The organism is Candidatus Clostridium eludens (assembly GCF_045310515.1).
Classification (GTDB): domain Bacteria; phylum Bacillota; class Clostridia; order Clostridiales; family Clostridiaceae; genus Clostridium_B; species Clostridium_B eludens.
Genome location: NZ_JBJHZX010000034.1, coordinates 17955 through 36256, shown reverse-complemented (window position 1 = coordinate 36256; position 18302 = coordinate 17955). Strand labels below are relative to the sequence as shown.

Here is an 18302-nt window from a genome sequence, read left to right as displayed (position 1 = left end):
GTTAAAAGATGCAATTACCAAAAGATGTATTTCAAAAGGTTTCAAAACAACAAAAAGAATCCGAATCTATAGTAAGACCCAATATATCTTATTGGCAGGATGTATGGAGAAGATTAAAAGACAATAAATTGGCTGTGGTGGGTTTAATGTTTGTAATATTTATTACTTTTTTAGCTATATTTGGGCCAATGTTTTCTAAATATAATTATTACAGCCAGGATTTGAATATGGCCAATTTACCGCCAAGTGGTACCCACTGGTTTGGAACAGATAAATTTGGAAGAGATGTATTTATAAGAATACTGTATGGTGCAAGAATTTCACTTACAGTAGGCTATGTTGCAAGCTTATTAAATATAGTAATTGGAATATTATATGGTGGAATAGCAGGTTATTTTGGTGGAAAAATAGATAATATAATGATGAGGATAGTAGACATTCTCTATTCTATACCTATGACAATTTATGTCATACTTTTCATGGTAGTATTTGGTGCTGGTCTTAAAAGTATAATAATAGCCCTGGCTGTGGCATTCTGGCTCACCATGGCAAGAATAGTAAGAGGAGAAATAATGTCTCTTAAACAACAGGAATTTGTACTCGCTGCAAAAACTCTAGGAGCATCCTCCTTTAGAATAATTTTTAAGCATCTCATTCCAAACTGTATGGGGCCAATAATTGTAACCTTAACTCTTTCAATTCCAGAAGCTATATTTACAGAATCATTTTTAAGCTTCATAGGCCTTGGGGTATCTGCTCCTATGGCATCCTGGGGAACGTTAGCTTCCGATGCACTAGATGGATTTCAATTATATCCTATGCAATTATTTTTTCCGTCTATAGCTATATGTTTAACTATGCTGGCATTTAATTTATTAGGTGATGGATTGAGAGATTCTCTAGATCCTAAAATGAAAAAATAATTAAGGGGGATTATAGTAATGGATAAATTACTTGACATAAATAATCTATATACATCTTTTCATACTTATCTTGGAAAAGTAAAAGCAGTACAAGGAGTATCCTTTCATCTAGATAAAGGTGAGGCTCTCGGAATAGTTGGAGAATCTGGCAGTGGAAAAAGTGTAACCATGATGTCAATTATGAAACTTCTTCCGGATAATGGTGAAATACAAGTAGATAGTATAAAATTCTTAGATAAAAATCTAACTAAATTAGATAACAAGGAAATGGAAAACATAAGAGGCAACGAAATTGGAATGGTATTTCAAGATCCTATGACATCTTTGAACCCAGTTTTAAAAATAGGATACCAATTGGCTGAACCCTTAATAAAGCATAAAGGTATCAACAAAAAAGATGCCAATAAAAAAGTTGTTGAGATGCTAAAATTAGTTGGAATACCTAGTGCAGAGAAAAGAATAAATCAATATCCTCATGAATTTTCAGGTGGAATGAGACAAAGAGCAATGATAGCTATGGCTCTTATCTGTAATCCCAAGCTTTTAATTGCAGATGAACCTACCACAGCTTTAGATGTAACCATACAAGCACAGATAATAGAACTTATGAAGGATTTAAAATCTAAAATAAATATGTCTATAATTTTAATAACTCATGATCTGGGAATTGTGGCTGATCTGTGTAGTAGAATAAATGTAATGTATGGAGGAATGATTATTGAAAAGGGAAGTACAAGGGATATTTTTTATAACTCAAAGCACCCCTACACCTGGGGACTTTTAAGAAGTATACCCAATCCTAAAGCAGAAATAAAAGAGAGACTGAAACCAATAGAAGGAACTCCACCGGATTTACTGAAACCTCCAAAGGGATGTCCATTTTATCCGAGATGTGAACATGCAATGAAAATATGCTTAGAGCAAATGCCTCAGGCATTTAAAATTAGTGAAGATCACTTTACTTCATGTTGGCTCAATCATCCTGATGCACCGAAAGTAGATATTACCATAGGAGGTATGAAGAATGGCAGCTAAAAAACCATTTGTTGAAATTAAAAATTTAAAGAAATATTTTCCAGTAAAAAAATCCTTTTTGGGAAAAGTATTAAGTAATGTTAAAGCTGTAGATAATATATCTTTTTCAATAGATAAAGGTGAAACTTTAGGATTAGTGGGAGAGTCCGGATGTGGTAAAACTACTATAGGAAGAACTGTAATCAAATTATATGAACCAACGGATGGGCAAATTATATACGATGGTGTAGATATATCAGGATTTTCTTCTAGTAAAATGCTACCTTATAGAAAAAAGATGCAGATGATATTTCAGGATCCTTATGCATCACTAAATTCAAGGATGACAGTAGGAGATATAATAGGCGAATCTATAGACATACATAATTTAATGAATGGAAGAGAAAGAAAAGACAGAATTCAATACCTTCTAAATAAAGTAGGCTTAAATAAAGATCATATAAGCAGATATCCTCATGAGTTTTCAGGTGGCCAAAGGCAGAGAATAGGAATAGCAAGGGCTCTTGCAGTAGAACCTGAATTTATAATATGTGATGAACCCATATCTGCCCTAGATGTATCAATTCAGGCACAGGTAGTAAATATGCTGGAAGATCTTCAAGATGACTTAGGCCTTACTTATTTGTTTATAGCCCATGATTTATCCATGGTAAAGCATATATCTACCAAAATTGGAGTAATGTATCTTGGAAAAATGATGGAGATGGCTGAAAGCAATGAGTTATATAGCTATCCTGTTCATCCTTATACTAAAGCACTATTATCTGCAATACCAATCCCAGATCCTGATATTTCAGCTAAAAGTAAGAGGATAATGCTGGAAGGTGAAACGCCTTCTCCAATTGATCCTGCGCCAGGATGCAGATTTAAAGATAGATGTAAATATGCCATGAAGGTGTGTGCTGAAGAAGAACCAGAATTAAAGCAGGTGGCTAATGGACACTGGGTATCATGTCATTTGTGTAACAAATAATACTACTTAATTTTTATATAAATTATATTCTTTGGATTCTTAAAATAAATTTAAGGTATATAAATATTTATAATAAATTTTTAAAATTAAATTTAATAGGAGGTCTACTATTATGGTGAAAACAAAATTGAAAATTTTTTCACTTGCAATGTCACTTGTTTTTGTAGGAACTTTATTCACAGGTTGTGGAAATTCCAATAATGCAAGCAGCAAAAGTACTATAAAAGTAAATATAGCTGCTGAGCCTAGAAGCATTGACCCCGGTTTAAACAATTCAATTGAAGGAGCTCAGGTAATCGTCAATGCCTTTGAAGGTTTGACGAATATAGACAATAATGAGAAACCTGTACCTGGTGTGGCAGAAAAATGGGATGTATCCACTGATGGGCTTACTTACACTTTTCACTTAAGGAAAAATGCAAAATGGTCTGATGGAAAAACAGTTACTGCAAAAGACTTTGAATATGCATGGAAAAGAGCTTTAGATTCAAAATCTGCTTCTCAATATGCATATCAGCTATTTTATCTAAAAAATGGAGAAGCTTATAATACTGGCAAAGCTACAGCAGACCAAGTAGGAGTTCAAGCTAAGGATGACTATACTCTAGTAGCTACCCTCGAAAATCCTATTCCTTACTTTCTGTCACTTACATCTCTTCCTACTTATGCTCCTGTAAGAAAAGATGTAGTTGAAAAGAATCCAACTTCCTGGGCCACAAAAGCAGATACTTATATATCGAATGGACCTTACAAGATGGTTGAATACAAAGCAAAGGACAGCTTAAATTTTGAAAAAAATTCTAATTATTGGGATGCTAAAGATATAAAAATAGATAGAATTGAATTTAAAACTCTAGAAAATGAAAGCAGTTACTATGCAGCATTTAAAACAGGGGATTTAGATTTAATCGATAAACCACCTACTGCTGAAATTCCTAATTTATTAAAAGATGGTACTGCAAAAGCTTATCCTTATTTGGCAGTTTATTACTACGATATAAATGTGTCACCGCAGGCTAAAAATATTAATCCAGCATCAGCTAAGGCTTTAAGTGATGTAAGAGTTAGAAAAGCATTGAATTTGTCCATAGATAGAACTGCCCTAGTAGAAAAAGTTACAAAAGGCGGTGAAAATCCTGCTACTTCATTTGTACCTATAGGTACTAGTGATTCAAATGGCAAACAATTTACCAATAAAGAATATTTGCCTAAAACTGCAGATGTAGCACAAGCTAAAAAACTTTTAGCTGAAGCTGGTTATCCTGGGGGAAAAGGATTTCCTCAATTAGAAATACTATATAATACAATGCAGAATCATCAGAATGTAGCCCAGGCAATTCAGGATATGTGGAAAAAGAATTTGGGAATAAATGTTACCCTTAAAAATGTTGAGAGGAAGGTTCATTTAACTCAACTTCAAAATCACCAGTTTATATTAGCCAGAGATGGATGGATAGCTGATTATAATGATGCTATGACCTTCCTTGATATGTTTACAACTGGAAATGGCAATGATAATGCAGGATATTCAAATACTAAATATGATCAATTGATAGCTCAGGCTAAAGGCGAACCTGACAAAGCTAAAAGAGCTGAATTAATGCATCAGGCAGAGGATCAACTGATGGTTGATTTACCTATAATCCCAATTTACTACTATACTGAAGTTGTTTGCATGAATCCAAAACTTAAAGGTGTTCATATATCAAATTTAGGATTCTTTATTTTTAGAAATGCTAGTCTTGAAAAATAATACAAAAACATAATAATTGATTTTTAAACTGTATGTTAAGATAGCAGCATTCGATTTAGGTTGAGCTGCTATTTTTTTATTATTGATAAGTGTATGGTTTATATTAGCCGGATCTTAATTTTTGGAAATTATTAAACATTAAATTGATTTTAAATGTTATTTGTGTTAATATAATGTTGGTAATATGCATCAGTAGCTCAGTTGGATAGAGCAGTTGGCTACGAACCAGCGTGCCGGGGGTTCGAATCCTCTCTGGTGCACCAATATCAAGGCTTTTACTTATGTGTAAGGGTCTTTTTTAATGCAAAATAACACAACCGTAACACAACCCACAGAGGTTTTATAAAAACAACACGATTGGTAACACAATAAAAAGAAATAAATAAAAACTACCCTATGAGATTATAGGGTAAATAACATAGTTTTAAAATAAAGCTAAATTACTTAAAAATTGCTAGTATCTGCAAAAATTATATGAAAATAATTTTGTGTGTTATAACGTAAAACACTTGAATTATGACGTAAAAGTACCATAAAATTCAAGTTGAATAATACGGTACTTTTATAAAATTGTTCGATTTCTTTATCGGTTAAATGCAGCACTTAAAGATTTAACTTTCTTCAAATTCAATGCCTAATATTTTTAACCCTTTAATTAAATACTTATCTAAAGGTATTTTATTTACCATCTGGTTAATTTCTATATCTTTTTTACTCCAACCCAATTCATCTAAATCTTGTCTGAATTTTGAATACCTTTCGTCAACTCTATCTTCTTCATTATAATCTCCATCTCTGCCTAAATACATAATTGTTTGTATTATTTTGATTGTTTCAAAATCTAATTCATGTAAGTAATCTCTTAATTCTTTTTCCGCTTCCTTTATAAGTTTACCTTTTCCAGTTTTATAATATTCCCAAAAGCGCTCTAATTCTTCAGCATTTCCAGAGTTAATTTGAGCAATTCCATACTTATTATGCAAGTCACTCCTATTTTTTGCATATCTGCACACCTCTCTAATAACTTTGGGTTTTATACTATTTATGAATTTTAAATCCATAGTTGAATTTATTTCATCCTTCACAAAACGTTCAAGTTTTATACCCAAAGTTGATTCAATTTTAAATAGGAAAGTTGACATTTCATACATCCAAAATTGATTATTTGTTTGGCTCCAAAACTCTTTAATCAATTCATATCTAGGCTTTTTTATATTATCAGACTTATCGAACCAATCCTCTTTTACATCATTTGTAACTAAAATTGCTGGTTTATTAATATCTTTCATGTATTTTAAAATTTGTTTCCAGCATATTAAATCTCCATACATTTGAAATCCTATCTTATCCTTTAAATCTTTATATCCTGGGGGAATTGAATTTCTATATCGTATTTCACCCTCTTTTATAATTTCAATAGTTTCATCATACGAAAATTCTTCTCCAATCTTAAAAAGCTCTTCTATTTTATTAAATAAAGAATCAATTTCAGCATCTTTATTGATCCCAGCGATGCGTTCATTAATACTTTTAGAAAAATCCTCTTTAAATGTTTTAAATTCACCAACTAATCCGCTAATATCTTTTTCTAATTCTTCAATTTTAGCTTTAATGTTTGAAAATAAATCTTTTTCCAAAATAGGATGTTTATTTACTTTTTTATCCGTTGTCCTTTCGGTAAGTGCATTTATCTGTCCTATAATTTCTTTCATTTTTTGATTCTTAATTTCATTAATCAGTTTTTCTAATTTTTCCATATATCCGCTATCATTATTATTTTTATTATCATTATTGTTTTTATCATCTTTATTGGTTAGATTATCTTCACTGCTTCTATCAACTCTACGTATAGTTAATAAATCTTTATACGTTTGAACTGGCTTACGAATAACTTTTTCTCTGTTTTTAGAAAATTCGAATTCAACTTGTGCAGGAATCCAAACTCTTTTTTTTATTTTCCCAAGAATATTATCCACAATACGTTTTCGTGCTTTTTCAGAATAATAGTATAAATCCAGCAATGCAGATGTATCAAATATAATAACTGCATCTTTAAATAATTCTTCTTCTTTTTTTTTATCTAATTCATACTTTTCTAGTTGCATCGTGATACCCATCCTTTCAAAATAAGTAGCTTGACTTATACATTGCTTCAATATCTAAAATATCGAACTGCCTATATGAGTGAAATAACATCCATTGTTTTTAAATACTAATGCTTTTCTTTAAATGATTCCAATTTAACTCCAGAGTAAACATAGGTATCACTGCCTATGCTCCTCTACAAAACCATACGTACCCTTTTTAGGCATACGGCTTTTCATACCTCTTGTATTATCCTATTATTCTTAATCCATTGTTTCATTGTCTTAATTTTACTTCTGAATTTCTTCCTACTAGTCTTGACTTTACATCGAAAGAATCCTTTCTTTCCATATTCGCTACAATGGAATCTAAATCTAATAAAGTAGAAAATTTCTAGTTATCTAAGCTACGATTTACTCTATTTTGTTTTGAAAATCTACCAAGCTCTAGTATCTTTCCATATAGTCTAGCTTTTTCTAAATTATATTGTATTTCAAGAGCTCATTAAGCATGTTCTTCAGCTCTCCTGTCTGCATAACTTTAAGCTTACTTGAAGCTATATTGTGCTACCCCCTTCCCTCCCCTGATTTCGCATACTGATTTCTCAGACATTATAGGATCTCAGCTGTTCTAATAACATATTTATCATCAAACTCTCCAGGCCCTTAGACCTTGGAAGAGCTATGCACATCTCACCATATTGACTTGCATAATGTAGTCTGCTACGTATATAACAGTATCGACCTCTTCTTTTAGATAATCATTTCGCAGCTTGTACTACATGGAAATTATAGCATATTTTTTGTTTTTTTTGCATCATATTATTCAATTCTCAAAGAACATTGTCCTTATCTTAATATTCAATAGTTACGTCGTTCAAATTTCATATGCTGAACAGCCCCTTTTACAAATCTGCAAATAAATCGTTTAATGTATCAACCGCTTTCACTTTTACATCAGGTAATACATGGGTATAGATATCACTTGTAATTTTTATGCTGCTATGACCTAGAAGCTTTTGAACTGCAGGTAGCTCTACTTTCCTTTCAAATAATCTGGTGGCAAAGGTGTGTCTCATGGCATGAAAATTTTTATAAGTTATGTTGGATTTCTTTAAGGCCCTGGCATAACTCCTGGTTAGATTTCTTGTATCTGTGGGCTCTCCTATCTCATTGGGAAATACCAGGTTATTATCTATATAGGTTTCACCAGCTTTTAATTTTTCTTCAAGCTGTCTTGTTTTATGTCTTTTTAATTCTTCTATAATATTTGAGGGTATACTTACAGTTCTGATACTGTTTACTGTTTTAGGTTGCTGTTCTATTATTGCGGTTTTATGGGAAGATGATTCATTATTTATCAAATGAACTCTCTTAAATGTCCTTTGGACTTTAAGCTCATAATTTTTAAAATCTATATCAGACCATTTGAGAGCGACTACTTCACCAATCCTCAATCCAGTCCCAAGAACTAATATAAATAAGGCTCTATTTCTGTGGTTAACTAAGGATTTTATAAAAGCTATTTCCTCTTCAACGGTGAATATTTGTATTTCTTTCTTAGGTGGGAGTTTTGGAAGAGTAACATTGTCACATGGGTTAAATATTATATAGTGTTCTTTTACAGCTTGGTTTAATCCTGTTTTTAGTAATTTATTTATGGTTTTAATTATATTAGGGCTTTTGTTCTCATCACTTATAAGTGAATTATAAAATGCCTGTAAGTTTGCAGTCTTTAAATCCTTAAGCCTTTTCATACCTATTTGAGAGTTTAATATATAATTCTTAAACACTCCACAGTAGCGGTCAAGCGTAGAAGGCCTTAAATCATTAATCCTATATTCATATAACCATGTTTTAATCCATTGTTGTAAGGTTACTTTTTCATCAGAAGGTAAAAGTCCTGCAGCGGATTTATTTACATATTCATCTTTCTTTTTTATGGTATCAAGTTTTGTTTTACCGTAGAAGGACTTCCTTTTAAGTTTTCCCATATCATCCCGGCCAATCGTAATAGTACATCTCCATCCTTTAAACTCACCGTTTTTATAATACTTTTGAATAGACCCTTCACCATTTGCTTTTTTAGTTGGCATAATATCACCATCCTTTTATTGTATTGCTATAAGATATTACAAAGTAACTACACATCTAGAGTATTAAAATTGATTTCTAAACTATCATATATACCAACTCTTATTGTATCCGTGAAATTATAAGTTTCAGGAGCGGCATAGTGAGTTGTATCATCAAGTCTATAAACTAACATGGATTTATTCATAGGATTTACTATCCAATATTCTTTTACTCCAGAGTGTTCATACAGTCCTAATTTTCTTACATAGTCATTAGATGGATTATAAGGTGATACTATCTCTATTATCATATCAGGGGCACCAATACAGCCCTTATCATTCAATTTATTCCTATCGCATATTACCGATATATCAGGCTGGACAATATTCTTACAGTTATCAAGGTCTTCACCATTAGTAAGAAATACATCAAAAGGTGAAGGATATACCTTGCAGTTACCGTTGTTGGATTTAATGTAATTATTAAATATAGTTATTAATTCAGAAATTAATTCTTGATGTATTCTTGATGGAGCTGGAGACATAGCGTATATTTTACCTTCTATAAGCTCAATACGTTCATTTTCAGAGTAATTCATGTAGTCAGCGTAAGTGTAGGTTTTGTTTTTAGCTGTATTATCCATTGAATTTTACCTCCCCTTTACTAGAATATATTTTCCAGTTTAATAGATAAATCTTTAAATATACTGGACTTAACCACATCATCCTTTGAATAGGCCATAGGTTCCGTATAAGCTCTTAAATTCTCATCATACACGTATATTATCAACTGTCTTACTTTTAGGCCGTACAATCCAGTATTCAGCTAATTTAAACTTCATGTATAAATCCATCTTTTTAATAGTATCTTTTGCAGCGGTTGAAGGAGAAAGAATTTCGATTATCAAAGTGGGAATACCTTTGTAATTGCTACTTGTAAACTTTGATTTATCACAAATTACCACTAAGTCCGGTTGAACTATGTCGGTTTTATCTCCTCTATCGTTTTCTAAAACTATATCCAAAGGAGCGGCGAAAGGTTCGCATCCTTTATTTTTAAAATAATTTTTCAGTTCAAAAAATATATTTCCTGATATTCTTTGATGCTCAGGTGTTGGTGATGCAATCATATATATTTCGCCATCTATAAATTCAGCTCTTTCCGTATCTTTGGTTAACTGTAAAAACTCATCATAAGTATACTTTTTAGATCCAGGTATCACATTTATTCCTCCTTCTAAAATAATTTATAATAACAGCTTATTTGATTTTATAGTGTAGTTGCTTTAAATGATTCCATAGTAACTACTTTTAGTTATGGTATTAAGGAATTTTAATATTACTTTTTATGGAGTCTTTGGTATTCTTGGTATGTAAGAAATATGCTTGCATTATTATACAATCTTCTACTATATTCATTTTCAAGTTCTCTTAACATTGAAGAAATCTTTTCACTAATATGTGGTATAGCGTCTATTTTTTCAAAAAACCTAAAAAGTTCTTTACCGTTCTCATCTGGATTTATAATACCATTTTGTATATCTTCTCCCATTAAACTATATCCTACAGAATATTTAAAATTTCTATCCTTTGATAGTTTCACAATAAAGTCTGTAAAGTGAATTAAGTTAGAAATAACATCTATTAAAACTCCAAATATCTCATCACGATTAACCTTTGTGTGTGCTTGATAATAACTAGTTAAAGTTTCATTCAATTTAGAGGTATGTTCATCTATTATTTTTTTTACTTCAGTGTGATATTTCTGCATTATATCTGTTTCTCTAGGAGTATTAAAACATCCTAATTTAATTCTATTCTTAGCAAATTCTATTAAATTTTCATCGGTTCGGTTTTCAAAATTGCTCTTACCAATTAGGTAATCCGTTGTAACATCAAAAAACATCGCTATTCTATTTACTGTAGTGATATCTGGTTCTTTTCCACTTTCAAATTCTAAGATTTCTTCTATTGAAATTCCTAACGATTTAGCTAAATCATCTCCATTTATATTTCTATCTTTTATCAATTTAGTTAACCTTCTGCCAAATATTTCGCCATTTCCTATTAACTCAGCAACAGGCACATTGAGAGCTTCTGCTATTTTTTTTAGGGTCTCTATACTTGGTTCTCTCTGACCTTGTTCATATTTAGACAATGTATGAATTGATATTCCTAATATATTTGATAAATTTTCTCGAGAGATATCCTTTTTCTGCCTAAATCTCTTAATTTTTGAGCCTAAAATTTTATTCAAAATAACACCTCCACTCATATTATAGCACATATTGGGTATTTTTATAAATAAAAAGTATAGTATATGTGCTTGACTAAGGTACATATTGGGTGTTAAAATATAATCATGAGTACAATACGGGTACCAGAAGGGGGTAATATACATGCTGAGACTTAATATTGAGAAATTAAGACTAGCCCAGGCAAAGGCTTGTTTAACCACTACAGAATTAACTGATAAGTCAGATATCGGTAAAGGAACGCTAGGAAAAATTTTAAATAAACAAAGAAAAGCGACACCTAAAACTATAGGAAAATTGGCAAGAGCTTTAAATGTTGAAGTAGAGCAGATTGTTGATATTGAGTAACCTTCAATGGTGAAGATGGTAAGGAGGTATAAGCATGAATAAATTAATCTTTTTACAGTCTGACAACTTTGGTAATACAAAATGCGATTTCTATAGGAATATTCAGGATGATATTCTAATGACCAGAATACAAGTAGGCGAAGCCCTTGAATATGCATATCCACAAGAATCAATTCAGAAACTTCATGAAAGGCATAAAGAAAGACTGGATAAATTTTCAGTACAAGTCAAACTGACTGGTACTGATGACAAACTTTATATGACATACCTTCATAATCCCAAAGGTGTTTATGAAATATGTAGATGGAGCCATCAGCCTAAAGCAGATGATTTCATGGACTGGGTTTGGGATGTAATCGAGAAGATTAGAAAAATGGATAAGAATAACTTGGAGCATTTAATAAAGCGCGAAGCTGGAAAGATAACTAGAAAAGCTTTGACTGATGCTATAGAAAAACTACCAGACAGACCTAACAAGAAATTTAAGTACAAGCAATTTACTGATTTAATTTATAAAATAGTTTTTAACAAAAATGCCCGACAGCTTAGAGAGAAATTTAGCATAACTAAAAATGATGATTTAAGGAATTGTTTTACAACAAATGAACTTGAAGAAGTTAAGAATATTGAAGGTGAAATATCTATTTTTATTGGCTATGGATATTCCTATCAAGATATAAAGGATTTACTGACTAAAAAATATACTGCTCAAATATCTGCATAGCTTAAATTGACTGGATAAATTTTCGGTACAAGTCAAATTGAAGGGTGCTAGTGGGAAGCTTTATGTGGATACATAAAGAAAAGGAGGGGGAGAAGGTGTTGAAATTCATACCACCACCGAATGATTTAAAGAAAATAGAAAGGTCTATAAAAGCTCTAAGGGCAATTATACCAAAGGATAATGCTAAAGATAAGGCGATACATGAGATGGCACTTGCTAAAGTGTTGGAGCAAAGAAACATTCTCTTGAATAAGGGGGATTCAGACTAATGGAAGATTATAAAACCACAGAGAGCATGAAACATGATAAGAAAAAGACTATGACTGTTGCTGAATTTATGGAAGAATATCAGTTTGGTCAAAGCAAAGCATATCAGGTAATTCACGCCAAGGATTTTCCTGTAGTATTTTGTGGCAGAAAAGCATTGATTATAAGGTCTAAAGTTGATGATTGGTTTTTGAAACATATAGGCGAAAGATTTTAATGCAATAAAGTGTGGTGATAACATAATGCAGAACATAAATTATAACTTTGACAATATACCAAAAGAACTTAGAGAATATCCTAATTGGGTATTATGGAAGCTAGAAACTAGAAAAGGAAAAACTACAAAAATTCCTTATCGAATTGATGGAAAAATGGCAAGTAGCACTAATCCTGGCACATGGGCTGGCTTTGACAATGTTTTACAAGCATATAATAAAGGCCAATATTCTGGTATAGGATTTATGTTTTCAAATTCCGAATATGCAGGTATTGATTTAGATGAATGCATTACAGACGGTAAAATAAATCAGTTTGCCAAAGAAATAATAAATAGAGCTAGTAGTTATGCAGAAGTATCTCAAAGCGGAATAGGTATCCATATTATTGTTAAAGGTAGCATTCCTAAGGGTATAAATAGAAAAGAAATAGAGATATATAGCCAGGAAAGATATTTTACTATGACTGGTAATAGAATAAATGAAAATAGTATAGTAAGTGCTCAAGAGCTTTTAAATGAGCTTTATAACAAGTATACGAATGTTTCTAAAACTTTAGTAAAGCCATCATCTACAAATAGAGAAGGAATTAATATTAATGAATTATTGGATAAAGCTTTTGTTAGTAAAAGCGGATTCAAAATAGAGTCTCTTTATAAAGGGAACTGGCAGAACCTTTATAATAGTCAGTCAGAAGCAGACCAAGGATTATGTAATTATTTAGCATTTTGGATGAATAAAGATCCTTACCTCATGGATGAAGCTTTCAGAAGAAGCAAATTATATAGGGAAAAATGGGAGCGGAATGATTATAGGAATTGGACTATAAATAACGCCATAAGGGATTGTAGAGAAACGTATCAGGAATATTTAGAAAGAACTTTATCTGAACAGGAGGTTACGCAAAGTTTTATTTATGTAAATAACAGAGGTAAAAGGTGTGTAAATACTGGATTATTAGCTGATTATATAAGAGAAAATTATAATTACATGATTGTAAGAAAACAGGGATTTGACAATGATTTTCTTTATTGGTATGAGAATGGATGTTATAGAAGAATGTCTGTAAATGAATTTAAAGGAAAAATAAAATCTTTTATCCCTGTGGAAATAAGAAAACCTAATCAATGGGAAGAAACTTATAAGGAGCTTATAACAGATAAAGCAAGTATAAGATTTGATGATTTGAATATGTGCCCTGATTATATAAATGTAAAAAATGGACTATATAATATACCCTTAAAGCGTTTAGAAAAACATACTCCCAGTATAAAAAGCACAATACAATTAAATTGCAGTTATAATTGCAATGCTGGAAAACCTAATGAATGGCTGGAATTCATCAGTACACTAGCAAACAATGACAAAGAGGTCATGAGTATATTACAGGAGTGGTTTGGCTTAACAATATCTAATATTGAAGGCTCACTAACAAAAAAATGTTTATCATTATGGGGTACTGTAGGAAATACCGGAAAAACGCAATATAATAATATGCTTATCTATTTGATTGGTGATGCTAACATATGCACTGTACCTATTCAGGATTTTTCAAAAACATTTGCTACAGGTGATATTTACGGTGCCAAGGCAATTATTATTGATGACCAAAAATCTACAAACATTGATGACAGTAGTGTATTTAAAAGTATCACAGGCGCGGGATTTATAAGATGTGAAATAAAAGGAAAACAGGCATTTCCTTATAAATTTAACGGTACTTTAACTTTTGGCTGTAATGACCTGCCCTATTTTAAAGGTGATAAAGGAAATCATATCTTTGAAAGATTCATAATAATACCATGTGACAATGTAATTCCTGAAGAAAAAAGGGTGGCAAACATACTAGAAAAATTTAAGGTTGAAGCAGGTGGGATATTCTTGTGGGCATTAGAAGGCCTATACAGACTTATTGATAGCAATTATAAATTTACCCACAGTTTTGCTTGTGATAAAGCACTTGAAGAATATAGATGTGCTAATGATAGTTTATATAAGTTTATATCTGAAAATTACATCATAACTAATAACAAAAAAGATAGAACACGAAAGACTATTTTTGAAAGTGAGTATGTAGCATGGACTATGGAAAATAATATTACTCCATTAGAGAAAAAGAATATACCTGCAAGGGCATTGAAACATGGCATTTCACTTATAAAATCTCATGGTGATTATTATTATGAAAGGGTTTTAAGAAAATAATTTTGGGGATTTTGGGGAAAGCGAATCCCCAAATGTTTCCCCCGTTCTAATCAAGTAATATCAGTGGCTGACAAGCGTTTGGGGATTTTGGGGAATATATATTTACTTGAAAATAATTAAATAATAAATATATGTATATCAGATTATTAAATTTATTTATATATAAATACTAAAAAGTTTCCCCTTATTCCCCAAAACTGCGGAAAGCCTTGATATATAAGGCTTCATTAGGGGGATTGATTTAGGGATTTTGGGGATTTTGGGGATTTTTCAAATTGTAATATAATGCAAAAAATGTACTATAAAAAAATGACTGAAAGAATAATCACGTATTACCACTTGTGGTTATTAAGAGAAGCCTATCGGAATTATTATCATCACAATAAAAAATAAGGAGCTGTATAAATTATGTTAGAAGTGTATGAATTAATGGGAACTATGGTAGTAAGCACAGATAAGCCTGTAACTGAATTAAAAAGAAGCTGGATGAAAGGTTTATATGATGAATTTGAAATAGGAAAGCCACTTAATCCAAACCAGTACTTTCAAATACTGATTTTATTAGGCGAGTTTTTAGCAGAAGAATTATATTCATTAAAAGACAACCCTTTGGTAAATAAGAATTTGAGAGAAACATACTTGAAGATTTCTAATAGTTTAGGGCATTATATGGATAGATTTTTATTCTATGCCCTCCAATGTCATGAGAAAGGTGAAAAAGTAGAAGTGCCGCATGGAAGTATTTCTTTACTTGAAGATGCATGTTCAAGAGCTATGGAGTTTACTCCAATACCTGAAAAGGTAATGGATAAATTCTGTAATGTGTATGGGGTAAATATGTGTGAAGTTGCTCTATAAGAGCTTAAAGGAGCAGTAATTTGTAGCCCCCTTATAAAAAACAAGGTAAATTAATTCAGAAGTAACTGTTAACAGTGGGGGTCTAACTTAGGCCATCATAATTTTTAAAGGATGTAGTAACTTGCGACATCCTTACAAAAGGGGTTCCCAAGTTGGGTCATCCTTGTAAAAGAAATGGATTTTGAAAACAGAGATGAAGCCATGGAGTGGATAATCAGGAATCAGTTTGTCAGGAGAAATTTACCTTTGTATGAGAGGGCAAAACTTGCATTGAAATTGGAACCTGTTATTGCGGAGAGGGCTAAGGAGAATCTAAAAACATCAACGGGGGGTAAAAATCCTCGACCTTGTCAGAAATCTGACAACCCTGCTATAGACACCAAAAAAGAACTAGCACAAATAGCTGGAGTATCACATGATACTATCCATAAAGTTAAGGTTATTGAAGATAAGGGAAGCGAGTAAAGGAGTGTTTTCATGAAAGCAATTAGTAATGAAATGATAAAAGATACAGTTGACCAGGCATTCGTTGAAAAGATAATATCTTTTAGTGAAATTGACATATATAAAGCTACTTCTGGAATGTCAAAAGAAGGCGTGAGACTTTTAGTTTTTATTAATCATTTAATCTTAGAATGGATTAGGGAAGTTGTAAATAGGGAACAGGATCTTGTCACACCGGAGACTAAAATCAGGATTATCAAAGAGATATTCAATGCTATGGATAAATACATGGATGGAGAATCATAAATCAGGAGGGGTTATTGGTGAAAAAAATTACATGTAAATCTTTTAGATACAAGGGTAAAAGAATTATACTTCTAGAAGATGAACTAGGCTCTCTATCAGGATTTAGATTAAAAAAGTATGGAACTATGGTTATATTTATAAATAAGAATTTATCAGGTAACAATAGGAGCTTAGAATTTCATAGATTTATTACTGGCAGAGGGTTAAGAAATATTAAGTTTCAAAAAAGAAAAATAGAATTAGATATGCAGGGGTTATGAACTGTGATTAAATTAAAAGCTTCACATTCTACAGAGCAGGAAAAGGACAAGTTATTATTACTTATAAAAAGTGCTTTTAGATTTGAGAAAGAACCGAAAATATATAAAAAAGAAGGTCCATATAAATATATATGAATGGACCTGTTAGATAAATAGTAATCTGCTTACCAAAGGAAGTAAGCCTTATCACACACAAATAAAGTTTACTTCCTAAATAAGTAGTATGTCAAGGGAGGTTATTAAATTGAATAAAAAATATGAAAAGATAATAAGTAAACAAGAATATTATTTCGAGTACATTGGTGATTTAGTTGCTATAATTCAGAAATCGCAGCCAGAACATTTTGGAGTTTCTTCTTTAGTTATAAATTGTTTTAATTATGGAGTTATGATAGGTAAAAGTAAGGAAAGAAAAAGACGTAGAATGGGAAAAGTTAAATATAAGCATAGATAGGATGATGTTATAATGGGTAATAAAGTAGGCCGTCCATGTAAGATTAGTGATAGCCTTTTTAAAAGGTACCAAATGATATATCCTGATATAAGGACTAGAAGAGGTATATTAAATAAACATTATGAAGTTACAGCTTATGAAGTAGTTGAAAAAATGGAAGATGTAAAGTTTCTTGTAGATCGTGATAACCATACAATGAAGGAAACTATTCTAATTGAACTAGGAAGGCTTGAAAATGAGGAAGACATAAAAATTATAGCCAGGTATATATGTGATACCGCTAAAAGTAGAAAATTAACAGCCCGCCAATGGGTAAATTTTATAAGACTTGTAAGGCGCTCAAAAGAATGAATTTAAGAAACGGTTTCCTAAATTATTATATACTTAAATAATGATTAAAGTATTGATATTAGTAGGTTTATAGGAACAGTTTATGATATAATATAGTTAAAAGTAAGTATTGAAAGTAGCTTGCATTCCATGTGTAGAAGCTGATATTTAGGTATGGGAAGATTAATGAATCCATTATGGGATTGCTTTCCATGCTTTTTATTTTTAGTTCGTTCGCGGTAGACTATTAGATTGAATACTGAGGATTAATACTGAAGGCAGGTGATGAGTTCATGAGAAAATCAAAATGGGATACTGTAAAGGATAAATTAATATTAGTTGAAGGTTGGGCAAGAGATGGACTCACTGATGAACAAATAGCAAAGAATTTAGGTATTCATGCTGCTACATTATATGAATATAAAAAGAGGTATTCCGAGTTTTCCGAGGCCTTAAAAAGAGGCAAGGAGGTAATTGACTTTGAGGTGGAAAATTCACTTTTAAAAAGAGCTTTAGGATATTCATATACAGAAGTTACTACAGAAAGAGTAATAAGAAAAGATAAAAACGGAAAGGTATTAACTGATATACACGGCTTTCCCACTTATGATATGGTGATAACAAAAGAAGTTAAAAAAGAATTTGCTCCGGATACTACAGCTCTAATATTTTGGCTGAAAAATAGAAAACCTGATAAGTGGAGAGATAAGCAAGACATAGAGCATACTGGAAATATAGGTATAAAAAAGCTTGAAGATTTCTTTTAAATGAGAAAATTTATTTTGATAAATTT

General features: G+C 31.3%; 22 protein-coding genes and 1 tRNA gene. 18 read left to right on the top strand and 5 right to left on the bottom strand.

What is annotated here, in order from left to right:
• The first annotated feature begins 8 nt into the window (after positions 1 to 8).
• The 5 genes from ACJDU8_RS19015 to ACJDU8_RS18995 all read left to right on the top strand — a co-directional run bounded on the left by ACJDU8_RS19015 (position 9) and on the right by ACJDU8_RS18995 (position 4947).
• Complete coding sequence (locus ACJDU8_RS19015; RefSeq protein WP_406793744.1) at positions 9 to 923, top strand: ABC transporter permease; 915 nt, start codon at positions 9 to 11, stop codon at positions 921 to 923.
• Positions 924 to 941: 18 nt separating this feature from the next.
• Positions 942 to 1958 carry an ABC transporter ATP-binding protein gene (locus ACJDU8_RS19010; RefSeq protein WP_406793743.1) on the top strand — a complete coding sequence of 339 codons (1017 nt, stop codon included), beginning with the start codon at positions 942 to 944 and terminating at the stop codon, positions 1956 to 1958.
• Complete coding sequence (locus tag ACJDU8_RS19005; RefSeq protein WP_406793742.1) at positions 1948 to 2931, top strand: ABC transporter ATP-binding protein; 984 nt, start codon at positions 1948 to 1950, stop codon at positions 2929 to 2931. Before ACJDU8_RS19010 ends, ACJDU8_RS19005 begins: the two co-directional genes overlap by 11 nt.
• Positions 2932 to 3043: 112 nt before the next feature.
• Complete coding sequence (locus tag ACJDU8_RS19000) at positions 3044 to 4684, top strand: peptide ABC transporter substrate-binding protein (RefSeq protein ID WP_406793741.1); 1641 nt, start codon at positions 3044 to 3046, stop codon at positions 4682 to 4684.
• A gap of 186 nt (positions 4685 to 4870) precedes the next feature.
• Positions 4871 to 4947: transfer RNA gene (locus ACJDU8_RS18995), tRNA-Arg, on the top strand.
• A gap of 348 nt (positions 4948 to 5295) precedes the next feature.
• Here the strand turns inward: ACJDU8_RS18995 and ACJDU8_RS18990 are convergent.
• From ACJDU8_RS18990 to ACJDU8_RS18970, 5 genes are all read right to left on the bottom strand, one after another.
• Entirely contained in the window at positions 5296 to 6789 is a 1494-nt protein-coding gene (locus ACJDU8_RS18990) for a PIN-like domain-containing protein (protein WP_406793740.1), read from the bottom strand.
• An 884-nt stretch (positions 6790 to 7673) separates the two neighbouring features.
• Positions 7674 to 8864: a tyrosine-type recombinase/integrase gene (locus tag ACJDU8_RS18985; protein WP_406793739.1), complete on the bottom strand. Its 1191-nt coding sequence runs from the start codon at positions 8862 to 8864 to the stop codon at positions 7674 to 7676.
• A 47-nt stretch (positions 8865 to 8911) separates the two neighbouring features.
• Positions 8912 to 9487, bottom strand: coding sequence for a Uma2 family endonuclease (locus tag ACJDU8_RS18980; RefSeq protein WP_406793738.1), 576 nt, complete (start codon positions 9485 to 9487; stop codon positions 8912 to 8914).
• Between the two features lie 126 nt (positions 9488 to 9613).
• A complete protein-coding gene (locus ACJDU8_RS18975) occupies positions 9614 to 10066 on the bottom strand; it encodes a Uma2 family endonuclease (protein WP_406793737.1) in 453 nt (150 codons plus the stop codon).
• Positions 10067 to 10182: 116 nt separating this feature from the next.
• On the bottom strand, positions 10183 to 11100 hold the full coding sequence (locus ACJDU8_RS18970) for a helix-turn-helix domain-containing protein (protein ID WP_406793736.1): 918 nt from the start codon (positions 11098 to 11100) through the stop codon (positions 10183 to 10185).
• Positions 11101 to 11242: 142 nt separating this feature from the next.
• On the opposite strand from ACJDU8_RS18970, the gene ACJDU8_RS18965 reads away from it, so the two are divergent.
• From ACJDU8_RS18965 to ACJDU8_RS18905, 13 genes are all read left to right on the top strand, one after another.
• Complete coding sequence (locus ACJDU8_RS18965) at positions 11243 to 11446, top strand: helix-turn-helix domain-containing protein (RefSeq protein ID WP_406793735.1); 204 nt, start codon at positions 11243 to 11245, stop codon at positions 11444 to 11446.
• 34 nt (positions 11447 to 11480) lie between these two features.
• Positions 11481 to 12170, top strand: a complete 690-nt coding sequence (locus ACJDU8_RS18960) for a BRO family protein (protein ID WP_406793734.1) — start codon at positions 11481 to 11483, stop codon at positions 12168 to 12170.
• A 95-nt stretch (positions 12171 to 12265) separates the two neighbouring features.
• Positions 12266 to 12439, top strand: coding sequence for a hypothetical protein (locus ACJDU8_RS18955; RefSeq protein ID WP_406793733.1), 174 nt, complete (start codon positions 12266 to 12268; stop codon positions 12437 to 12439).
• Complete coding sequence (locus tag ACJDU8_RS18950) at positions 12439 to 12654, top strand: DNA-binding protein (protein ID WP_406793732.1); 216 nt, start codon at positions 12439 to 12441, stop codon at positions 12652 to 12654. Before ACJDU8_RS18955 ends, ACJDU8_RS18950 begins: the two co-directional genes overlap by 1 nt.
• A 25-nt stretch (positions 12655 to 12679) precedes the next feature.
• Positions 12680 to 14857, top strand: a complete 2178-nt coding sequence (locus ACJDU8_RS18945; protein ID WP_406793731.1) for a phage/plasmid primase, P4 family — start codon at positions 12680 to 12682, stop codon at positions 14855 to 14857.
• A gap of 408 nt (positions 14858 to 15265) precedes the next feature.
• The gene (locus tag ACJDU8_RS18940) at positions 15266 to 15715 is read left to right on the top strand and encodes a hypothetical protein (protein ID WP_406793730.1); all 450 of its coding nucleotides are present in this window, start codon (positions 15266 to 15268) and stop codon (positions 15713 to 15715) included.
• 174 nt (positions 15716 to 15889) lie between these two features.
• Positions 15890 to 16180: a hypothetical protein gene (locus ACJDU8_RS18935; protein WP_406793729.1), complete on the top strand. Its 291-nt coding sequence runs from the start codon at positions 15890 to 15892 to the stop codon at positions 16178 to 16180.
• Positions 16181 to 16192: 12 nt separating this feature from the next.
• Positions 16193 to 16465, top strand: coding sequence for a hypothetical protein (locus ACJDU8_RS18930; RefSeq protein ID WP_406793728.1), 273 nt, complete (start codon positions 16193 to 16195; stop codon positions 16463 to 16465).
• A 17-nt stretch (positions 16466 to 16482) separates the two neighbouring features.
• Positions 16483 to 16725 (top strand): hypothetical protein, encoded by a 243-nt coding sequence (locus ACJDU8_RS18925; RefSeq protein WP_406793727.1) that lies wholly within the window; start codon positions 16483 to 16485, stop codon positions 16723 to 16725.
• Between the two features lie 3 nt (positions 16726 to 16728).
• Positions 16729 to 16860 carry a hypothetical protein gene (locus tag ACJDU8_RS18920; RefSeq protein WP_406793726.1) on the top strand — a complete coding sequence of 44 codons (132 nt, stop codon included), beginning with the start codon at positions 16729 to 16731 and terminating at the stop codon, positions 16858 to 16860.
• Between the two features lie 109 nt (positions 16861 to 16969).
• Positions 16970 to 17179 carry a hypothetical protein gene (locus tag ACJDU8_RS18915; RefSeq protein WP_406793725.1) on the top strand — a complete coding sequence of 70 codons (210 nt, stop codon included), beginning with the start codon at positions 16970 to 16972 and terminating at the stop codon, positions 17177 to 17179.
• Between the two features lie 12 nt (positions 17180 to 17191).
• Positions 17192 to 17530 (top strand): hypothetical protein, encoded by a 339-nt coding sequence (locus tag ACJDU8_RS18910; protein WP_406793724.1) that lies wholly within the window; start codon positions 17192 to 17194, stop codon positions 17528 to 17530.
• A 272-nt stretch (positions 17531 to 17802) separates the two neighbouring features.
• Positions 17803 to 18276, top strand: coding sequence for a transposase (locus ACJDU8_RS18905; protein ID WP_406793723.1), 474 nt, complete (start codon positions 17803 to 17805; stop codon positions 18274 to 18276).
• Positions 18277 to 18302 lie beyond the last annotated feature (26 nt).

What these genes read in the sequence shown, in the direction of transcription:
- ACJDU8_RS18960 (WP_406793734.1), top strand. Translation starts at nt 11,481, where the DNA reads ATGAATAAATTAATCTTTTTACAGTCTGACAACTTTGGTAATACAAAA.
- ACJDU8_RS19010 (WP_406793743.1), top strand. Translation starts at nt 942, where the DNA reads ATGGATAAATTACTTGACATAAATAATCTATATACATCTTTTCATACT.
- ACJDU8_RS19005 (WP_406793742.1), top strand. Translation starts at nt 1,948, where the DNA reads ATGGCAGCTAAAAAACCATTTGTTGAAATTAAAAATTTAAAGAAATAT.
- ACJDU8_RS18945 (WP_406793731.1), top strand. Translation starts at nt 12,680, where the DNA reads ATGCAGAACATAAATTATAACTTTGACAATATACCAAAAGAACTTAGA.
- ACJDU8_RS18985 (WP_406793739.1), bottom strand. Translation starts at nt 8,864, where the DNA reads ATGCCAACTAAAAAAGCAAATGGTGAAGGGTCTATTCAAAAGTATTAT.
- ACJDU8_RS18965 (WP_406793735.1), top strand. Translation starts at nt 11,243, where the DNA reads ATGCTGAGACTTAATATTGAGAAATTAAGACTAGCCCAGGCAAAGGCT.
- ACJDU8_RS18940 (WP_406793730.1), top strand. Translation starts at nt 15,266, where the DNA reads ATGTTAGAAGTGTATGAATTAATGGGAACTATGGTAGTAAGCACAGAT.
- ACJDU8_RS18990 (WP_406793740.1), bottom strand. Translation starts at nt 6,789, where the DNA reads ATGCAACTAGAAAAGTATGAATTAGATAAAAAAAAAGAAGAAGAATTA.
- ACJDU8_RS18980 (WP_406793738.1), bottom strand. Translation starts at nt 9,487, where the DNA reads ATGGATAATACAGCTAAAAACAAAACCTACACTTACGCTGACTACATG.
- ACJDU8_RS18910 (WP_406793724.1), top strand. Translation starts at nt 17,192, where the DNA reads ATGGGTAATAAAGTAGGCCGTCCATGTAAGATTAGTGATAGCCTTTTT.
- ACJDU8_RS18930 (WP_406793728.1), top strand. Translation starts at nt 16,193, where the DNA reads ATGAAAGCAATTAGTAATGAAATGATAAAAGATACAGTTGACCAGGCA.
- ACJDU8_RS18905 (WP_406793723.1), top strand. Translation starts at nt 17,803, where the DNA reads ATGAGAAAATCAAAATGGGATACTGTAAAGGATAAATTAATATTAGTT.
- ACJDU8_RS19015 (WP_406793744.1), top strand. Translation starts at nt 9, where the DNA reads ATGCAATTACCAAAAGATGTATTTCAAAAGGTTTCAAAACAACAAAAA.
- ACJDU8_RS19000 (WP_406793741.1), top strand. Translation starts at nt 3,044, where the DNA reads ATGGTGAAAACAAAATTGAAAATTTTTTCACTTGCAATGTCACTTGTT.
- ACJDU8_RS18950 (WP_406793732.1), top strand. Translation starts at nt 12,439, where the DNA reads ATGGAAGATTATAAAACCACAGAGAGCATGAAACATGATAAGAAAAAG.
- ACJDU8_RS18935 (WP_406793729.1), top strand. Translation starts at nt 15,890, where the DNA reads ATGGATTTTGAAAACAGAGATGAAGCCATGGAGTGGATAATCAGGAAT.